The 5,138-nt window shown below is 70.0% G+C and carries 5 protein-coding genes; 3 read left to right on the forward strand and 2 right to left on the reverse strand.

Translation table 11 applies throughout. The features are described 5' to 3' along the window. Positions 1 to 180 precede the first annotated feature (180 nt). The gene (gene floA / locus Mterra_RS18615; RefSeq protein WP_119316503.1) at positions 181 to 1,158 is read right to left on the reverse strand and encodes a flotillin-like protein FloA; all 978 of its coding nucleotides are present in this window, start codon (positions 1,156 to 1,158) and stop codon (positions 181 to 183) included. A 2-nt stretch (positions 1,159 to 1,160) separates the two neighbouring features. Continuing rightward, positions 1,161 to 2,438, reverse strand: coding sequence for an NfeD family protein (locus tag Mterra_RS18620; protein ID WP_119316506.1), 1,278 nt, complete (start codon positions 2,436 to 2,438; stop codon positions 1,161 to 1,163). A gap of 38 nt (positions 2,439 to 2,476) precedes the next feature. Here Mterra_RS18620 and Mterra_RS18625 point away from each other — a divergent pair, with 38 nt between their 5' ends. The 3 genes from Mterra_RS18625 to Mterra_RS18635 form a co-directional block, all read left to right on the forward strand. Then, positions 2,477 to 3,286, forward strand: coding sequence for a shikimate dehydrogenase (locus tag Mterra_RS18625; protein ID WP_119316504.1), 810 nt, complete (start codon positions 2,477 to 2,479; stop codon positions 3,284 to 3,286). Beyond that, positions 3,283 to 3,879 carry an IMPACT family protein gene (locus tag Mterra_RS18630; RefSeq protein WP_119316505.1) on the forward strand — a complete coding sequence of 199 codons (597 nt, stop codon included), beginning with the start codon at positions 3,283 to 3,285 and terminating at the stop codon, positions 3,877 to 3,879. The genes Mterra_RS18625 and Mterra_RS18630 overlap by 4 nt, the downstream gene beginning before the upstream one ends. Positions 3,880 to 4,215: 336 nt before the next feature. Then, positions 4,216 to 5,138 (forward strand): 5'-3' exonuclease (locus Mterra_RS18635; RefSeq protein ID WP_275054842.1); only part of this gene is annotated, 923 nt, incomplete at its 3' end.

The raw sequence follows: 5,138 nt of genomic DNA on the forward strand, positions 1-5,138 counted from the left end.
GGCCTGGGTGGGCTGGGCCGGGGGCCTGCGCTGCACCTGGTCGGGGTCGGTGGGCAGTTGGTCGATGTCGGGGATGTCGAAGGTGTTGTCTCCCCGCCGCAGGAAGCCGCGCAGGGCGGGGAGGATGACGAAGAAGAACAGGAACAACAGGCCCAGCAGGTCGTCAAGCTGCATCGCGCATCACCGGTTCTCCTCCCCCTCGGTCGCCTTGCTGATCGACTCGCGCATGTCGGTGTCGGCCTCGATGTTCTTGAGCTGGTAGTAGTCCATCACGCTGAGCTTGCCGCTCTTGAGGGCGTCGGCCATCGCCAGGGGCACGGCGGCCTGGGCCTCGACGAGCTTGGCCCGCATGGCCTCGACGGCGGCCCTGTTCTCTTGCTCGGCGGCCACCGCCATCGCGCGGCGCTCCTCGGCCTTGGCCTGGGCGATCTTTTTGTCGGCCTCGGCCTGGTCGGTGCGCAACTGGGCGCCGATGTTCTTGCCCACGTCCACCTCGGCGATGTCCACCGAGAGGATCTCGAAGGCGGTGCCGGCGTCGAGGCCCTTGGCGAGCACGGTCTTGGAGATGCGGTCGGGCTGCTCGAGCACCTGCTTGTGGTCCATGCTCTGGCCGATGGAGGCCACGATGCCCTCGCCCACGCGCGCGACGATGGTCTCCTCGCCGGCGCCGCCCACCAGGCGGTCGATGTTGGCCCGCACGGTGATGCGGGCGGTAGCCAGGAGCTGGATGCCGTCCTGGGCCATGCCCGCGACCATGGGGGAGGTGATGACCTTGGGGTTGACCGACAGCCGCACGGCCTCGAGCACGTCGCGCCCGGCGAGGTCGATGGCGGCGGCGCGGTCGAAGGTGAGCTTGATCCCGGCCTTCTCGGCGGCGATCAGCGCGTCCACCACGCGGTCAACGTTGCCCCCGGCGAGGTACTGCGACTCCAGGCGCGTCACCTCCACCGGGATGCCCGCCTTGAAGCTCTTGATCATGGGCAGGATGATCCGGGCCGGGGGGATGCGGCGCAGCCGCTGGCCCACCAGCGTGCCCAGGCTCACGCGCACCCCGGAGAAGAAGGCGGTGATCCACAGCCCCACCGGGATGAAGGTGAAGAAGATGAACAGGACGACGATAATCAGGGTCGCTACGAGAACCGGAGCCAATAGTTCCACACTCAACCTTCCTTTCGTACCACCACGCGCACCCCTTCGACCTCGGTGACCCGGATCGGGGTGCCCCGCTCGATAAACTCGCCCTGCGTCACCACGTCCACCCGGCGTTCGCCGAAGAGCGCGGTACCCGCAGGACGAAGATCGGTCAGTGCCGTGCCGATGGCCCCCACGATGCTCTGGAGCTCGTCGCGCGGGGGGGCCTGCTCGGCGATGGTGCTCTCCAGCACCAGCGCGCGCCCCAGGCGGGTGCGGGGGAAGAAGCGGAACATCAGGAACAGCCCGACGGCCACGATCAGGACGGCGTAGGAGCCTACCGCCACCGACTGGCTGCCGAAGGTGAGGTACACCGAGGCCACGATGCCCGCGATGCCCAGCCCGCCCAGCACGCCGAAGCCCGGCGTGATGAAGAGCTCGACCAGCAGCAGCAGCAACCCGCCCACGAACAGCCCGATCTCCAGCAGGCTCGAGAAGCCCGCCAGGTAGCCGCCCAGGAAGTACAGCGCCAGCGCGATGATGCCGATGGTCGCGGGCAGGAAGGTGCCGGGGGTGAAGAACTCCAGGGCGATGCCCAAAACCCCCACCGCCAGCAGGATGGCGGCGACGACCTGGTTGGTGAGGAAGCGGGCCACGTTGACGCGGGTGCCGGGCTCGAGGCGCTGGGTCTGGGGGTTGAAGCCGGCCTTCTCGAGGGCCTCGCCCAGGCTGCTCACCACCCCGTCGGCGATCTTGGTCTCGGCGGCCTTCTGGGCGGAGAGGGTGAGGGGTTCGCCCCGCGTCGAGAGCCCGGGCACCTCGCGCTCGGGGTCAACCATGGCCTCGGCGAGGTTGACCGGGCGGCCCCGGGCCTCGGCCACCGCGCGGAACTTGCTGCGCAGGGCGGAGATCACCTTGCGGTCGGCGGCCTCCGGCTGGGTCACCGGGGTCACCGTGATCGGCAGCGCGGCCCCGATCTCCGATCCCGGCAGCATGTAGATCTGCTGGGCCGACAGCGAGATCAGCGCCCCGGCCGAGAAGGCGTTCTGCACCACGGCGATGGTGGGCAGCGGGCTGGCGAGGATGGCGTCGGACATGCGGATGGCCGCGTCAACGCGCCCGCCGGGGGTGTCGACGTAGAGCACCACCCCGCTCGCGCCCTCGCGCTCGGCCTGCTCGAGGGACTGCTCGAGGAAGATGGCCAAGGGCTGGTCGATGACCCCCTCGATGGGGATGATGTAGCTTTTCGCACCTGCCCAGCCCAGGGCAAGAAGAAGCAGAAAGACCAAGCGTATCACTAGCCTCATCATAATGGCTCCCACCGCCCCGACTGTAAACTGACCCCATGAGGCTGGGCCTGATCGGCTACCCACTCTCCCACACCCTCTCCCCGGCGATGCACGCCGCGGCCCTGGAGGCGCTGGGCCTCGCGGGCAGCTACGCCGCGCTCGAGACCCCCCCGGAGGCCCTGGCCGAGCGCATGGACGAGGTGCGCCGCGCCTACCGCGGCGTCAACGTCACCGTGCCGCACAAGGAGGCGGTGATGCCCTACCTCGACCGGCTCTCCCCGGAGGCCGAGGCCATCGGCGCGGTCAACACGGTCGTCAACCGCGAGGGGCGGCTCGAGGGCCACAACACCGACGCCCCGGGCTTCCTGCGCGGCCTCGAGGAGGCCGGGATCGAGTACCGGGGCGCCAAGGCGCTCATCCTGGGGGCCGGGGGGGCCGCGCGGGCCATCGCCTGGGCGCTCAAGCAGGCCGGGGCCCAGGTGCGCATTGGTAACCGCACCCTGGAGCGCGCCGCGCAGCTCCAGCGCGAATTCGGCCTCGGCGAGGTCACCGACAACGAATTGGTGCTGGCGGGGATGGCGCGCTCGAGCGACCTCATCGTCAACACCACCACCGTAGGGCTCAAAGACCCCGCCGCCACGCCGCTACGGGCCGAGTGGCTCCCGGCCGGCGGCACCGTGGTGGACATCGTCTACAACCCCCTGGAAACCCGCCTGCTGCGCGAGGCCAGGGCCGCAGGGCTCAGGACGCTGGGCGGCCTGCCCATGCTGGTGTGGCAGGGGGCGCTGGCCTTCGAGCTGTGGACCGGCCAGCGTCCCCCGGTGGAGGTCATGTACCAAGCCGCGCGGGGGAAGCTCGAGGCGTGACCACCCTGGCCGCCCCCCACGAGCTCGAGCAGCTCATCCAGAAGAGCCGCTTCATCGCGCGGGCGGCCCCGGCGGCCACGCCGGAGGAGGCGCTGGCCTTCCTCGAGCGAGTCCGCGAGCGTGAGGCCACCCACAACTGCTGGGCCTACCGGGTCGGGCCGCTCTACCGCTTCTCCGACGACGGCGAGCCGGGCGGCACCGCCGGGCAGCCGATCCTGCGGGCCATCGAGGGCCAGGGCCTCGACCGGGTGATGGTGGTGGTCACCCGCCACTTCGGCGGGGTCAAGCTGGGCACGGGCGGGCTGGTGCGGGCCTACGGCGGCGTCGCGGCCGAGTGCCTGCGCCAGGCCCCCAGGCGCGAGGTGCGCCCCAGGGTGCGGGTGGCGCTCGAGGTGCCCTTCGAACTCTCGGGCGTGGTGTACGGGCTGCTCGAGCGCGGCGGCCTGCCCCGCGACGCGGAGGGCTACACGGCGCGGGGCTTGCGGCTCGAGCTCACCCTCGAGGCCGGCGCGCTCGAGGCCTTCCAGGCCGCCTTGCGGGACGCCAGCCGGGGGGTGCTGCGGGCCGAGGTGGTGGAGCGGCTCGAGGCGTAGGTGTATGTCCTGTGCACTGAATGCCGATAGCCGATAGCCGATAGCCGATAGCGGGGCGAGGGTCGTGCGGCGTACGTCGTACGCGAAACGCAAGACGCAAAACGCAAGACGCAAAACGCACGTCCTACGTCCTACGTCGTACGTCGTACGCAGGACGCCTTGTCACCCCCCTTAACAAGGGGGGCTGGGGGGATACCCCCTCCCCGCGCGCGGGGAGGGTTGGGGAGGGGTAAACCACGAGCCACGGGCCACGAGCTGATAGCTGATAACTGACCGCTGGTGGCTACCGCATCCTGGTTCTGTTCACAGCGAAATGAATGGGGTTAGAATGGCCCCGTGCAGCAAGGCTTATTCGACCCTGACCCCCAGCCCGCTCCGGCGCCCCGCGCCGAGCGGGTCATCCTGATCGACGGGCACCACCTGGCGTACCGCACCTATTTCGCCTTCGAGAAGCTCACCACCTCCACCGGGGAGCCGGTGCAGGCCATCTTCGGCTTCCTGCGGACGCTGCTGAAGTACCTCAAGGAGAACAGCTCCTGCGTCATCGTGGTCTTCGACGCGCCCGCCAAGACCTTCCGGCACGACAACTTCGAGGCCTACAAGGCCGGGAGGGCCCCCACGCCCGAGGACCTGCCCGAGCAGATCCGCAAGATCAAGCGGCTCGTCGAGCTGCTGGGGCTCGTGCGCCTCGAGGTCCCCGGCTACGAGGCCGACGACGTGATCGGCACGCTGGCGAAGAAGGCCGAGGCCGAGGGTTACCCGGTGCGCATCCTCACCGGCGACCGCGACGCCTACCAGCTTCTGAGCGAGAACGTCTGGGTCTTCCACCCCGACGGCTCGATCATCGGGCCCAACCAGGTGAAGGAGAAGTACGGCGTCGGCGTGGAGCAGTGGGTGGACTACCGCGCCCTCACCGGCGACAGCTCCGACAACATCCCGGGGGCCAAGGGCATCGGGCCGAAGGGGGCGGTCAAGCTGCTGGAGGAGTGGGGGAGCCTGGAGAACCTCCTGGCGCACCTCGAGGAGGTCAAGCCCGAGCGCACCCGCGAGCTCATCCGGGCCAGCCTCGACGACGTGCTGCTCTCACGCCAGCTCTCCGAGATCCACACCGACGTGCCCCTCGAGCCCGGCCTCTGCGACTTCTCCAAGGCCCACCGCCGCGAGCCGAAGACCGCCGAGCTGCGGGAGATGCTCGAGCAGCTCGAGTTCGGCTCGGTGATGCGCGACCTGGGGCTCCTCGAGGCCCACCGCCCCACCAC

It is taken from the genome of Calidithermus terrae (genome assembly GCF_003574345.1).
GTDB lineage: Bacteria > Deinococcota > Deinococci > Deinococcales > Thermaceae > Calidithermus > Calidithermus chliarophilus.

Bases quoted from the DNA above. Each gene is read 5' to 3' on its own strand.
- Mterra_RS18620 (WP_119316506.1), bottom strand. From the start codon at position 2,438: ATGAGGCTAGTGATACGCTTGGTCTTTCTGCTTCTTCTTGCCCTGGGC.
- Mterra_RS18625 (WP_119316504.1), top strand. From the start codon at position 2,477: ATGAGGCTGGGCCTGATCGGCTACCCACTCTCCCACACCCTCTCCCCG.